The sequence below is a fragment of the Frankia sp. CoWAU3 genome (assembly GCF_977971855.1).
The window spans coordinates 1-1,845 of sequence record NZ_CDWWXB010000130.1 but is presented as its reverse complement, the minus strand read 5'-3'; the positions used below and the strand labels follow the sequence as shown (position 1 = coordinate 1,845).

3 protein-coding genes are annotated in these 1,845 nt (G+C 69.5%); 1 reads left to right on the top strand and 2 read right to left on the bottom strand.

Going from position 1 to position 1,845, the window contains the following annotated elements; translation table 11 throughout:
- Together AC08ON_RS12275 and AC08ON_RS12270 are read right to left on the bottom strand one after the other, a co-directional pair.
- Positions 1–478 (bottom strand): alpha-(1->3)-arabinofuranosyltransferase domain-containing protein (locus AC08ON_RS12275; protein WP_476617000.1); only part of this gene is annotated, 478 nt, incomplete at its 3' end.
- Between the two features lie 185 nt (positions 479–663).
- Positions 664–1,617, bottom strand: coding sequence for a dolichyl-phosphate beta-glucosyltransferase (locus AC08ON_RS12270; protein ID WP_235463053.1), 954 nt, complete (start codon positions 1,615–1,617; stop codon positions 664–666).
- A 40-nt stretch (positions 1,618–1,657) separates the two neighbouring features.
- Here AC08ON_RS12270 and AC08ON_RS12265 point away from each other — a divergent pair.
- Positions 1,658–1,845: hypothetical protein (locus AC08ON_RS12265; RefSeq protein ID WP_476616999.1), on the top strand; the 188-nt coding region annotated here is incomplete at its 3' end.

The window sequence follows — 1,845 nt, the reverse complement described above, 5'->3', positions numbered from 1 at the left end:
TGGTGGCGGCGCCGAAGGCGCCGTCCGGACGCAGCGCGAGGATGAGCGGCAGGGTGATCCACGGGAGCATGGCGGCGCCCGCAAGCGCCACGGAAGTCGCCCCGATCTTGCCGAGGAACATCGGGGACAGGGTGTAGGCGAGTCCGGCCAGCACCCGGGTGCGCGGTACGCCGAGCCACAGGGCCTCGGCCAGCCGCACGACCCCCCAGGCGGAGACGGTGAGGATCAGCCCGATCCACAGCCGCTGGGTGACCCAGGCGGGTATCCCGAACAGGTCACCGGCACCGAAGAACGGTCCCATCGGGAACAGGTAGCCGACGTACTGGTTGGGCAGGTAGCCGAACTCGGCGAGGGAGTTCCACAGATGGGTGGCCTGCCCCATGAAGCCCCACGGGTCAAGGGGGACGTCCAGCTTGGTGTCGGCGGTCAGGTTGCCGGGGGCCTGGAGCAGAAAGAGCACCATAAAGCCGGCGGCCATGCCGAACAGAGGCCGCCGTGACGTCCGCGTGTCGCGGCGACGCGGCGACGCGGCGACGGCCGGGGCGGCGACGGCCGGGGCGGGTGACGGCGCGCCGAGGCCCTTCGCCGTCGTGGGGGTGCCGGCGGCGGGGGAAGGGATCGCTTACTCCAAAGGACAAGGATGGGGTCCGGTTCGCCGGACCTTCATACAGCCTTCCGAGGCAACGGAGTCACACCACCCAGGTCGGCGGGCAGGCGCAGGGGCTTCTCGACGCCCCCCACGGCCGCCGTGAGGACGGCTGGCGGTGGCCCGGCGGTCACCGGTTCTGCGGGGGCCGGGACACTCACGGCAGAAGGCGGGACGCGGACCTGCGCGGCGGGGGACGCCCCGTCGCCCGGACGAACCGGCGCTGCCGCGGCGGCGGGCGACTGCACCGTGGGACGCGTCACTACGAGGCCGGGAGCGGAGCGGTTCAGGTACCGCCGGGCGCGCATCACGTCGACGAGCATCGCGGGGGTGTGCCGGGTCACCCGGAACGTGCCACCGGGTATCTCCGCCCATCGGACCGGGACCTCGGCGATCCGGTAGCCGATCGACCGGGCGATCGAGAGCACCTCCACGTCGAAGCCAAATCCGGAGGAGCGCGCAAGGCTGAACAGCAGCTTGGCCTCGGGGCCGCGGAAAGCCTTGAACCCGCATTGGGTGTCGGCGACGTCCAGGCTGGTCAGGGACCGGGTGATCTGGTTGAAGGCCCAGCTGCCGACCCGCCGGCCACTGCTGCGGACCGCACCCGCCCCAACCCGGCGCGATCCGAGCGCCACTTCGGCGTGCTCCAGCGCGGCGAGGAGCAGAGGAAGATCATTGACGTCGGAGGCGCCGTCGGCGTCCAGGAAGGCGATCGACTCACCGTGCGCGGCCGACACCCCCATGCGGACCGCGGCGCCCTTACCCGAGTTCCACGGCAGCCGCAGGACCCGACCACCGGGCAGATCCGCGAGCAACTCCTCGGCGATCGCAGCGGTGCCGTCCGTACTGCCGTCGTCAACCACAATCACCTCGGCACCGGGGATCCTGTGCATGACCGAGATCAGCGGGGGTAGCGAGCCGGGCAGGCGCATCGCCTCGTTGTAGGCGGGGATGACAACGCTCACAGGCACGCGGTCCAAGACTCACTCCTAGGCCGCGACGACGGAGCCGATGACTGAAGCCACCGAGGCGCAGCGGTTGGTGACGGCCGATCGAGATCAGCAAACAGTTTTAGGTGTTCTACCGAAACGCGGCAAAGTATGCATGCTAGAGTTTCCTTTTGTTTCATTTACTGGCAAGGTGACACAATGGGCATCTCTTGAGTACAGGTGGACATCTATTGAGCGCAGGGCCGCGCA